The sequence below is a fragment of the Schleiferilactobacillus shenzhenensis LY-73 genome (assembly GCF_000469325.1).
GTDB classification, from domain to species: Bacteria; Bacillota; Bacilli; order Lactobacillales; family Lactobacillaceae; genus Schleiferilactobacillus; species Schleiferilactobacillus shenzhenensis.
This window is the reverse complement of record NZ_KI271593.1, coordinates 74,500-74,789: the sequence shown is the minus strand read 5'-3', so window position 1 is coordinate 74,789 and position 290 is coordinate 74,500.

Below are 290 nucleotides of genomic sequence, written 5' to 3'. Positions count from 1 at the left end.
GCAAAGCCGCCAAGAATGATTTCACCACTGAGCCCGTTTTGCCTCCGCTTGCTACGCATTGGCACTCAGTCATGTTGGAATACGAGTTCTGTCACGCCCCCAATTTCACCACTGAGCCCACGCCCGCTCCGCCCTCCATCACCCTACATTCTCGGAGACCGGAAACATCTGGCTCGTCAGGAACTCCTGACAGCTTCCTTCCCGAACATCATGACAAGCGCCCGCAAATACAAAGTGCGGGCAGCACCTCCGGCGAATGTGTCCTGGCACCGAAGATCTTACGACTGACT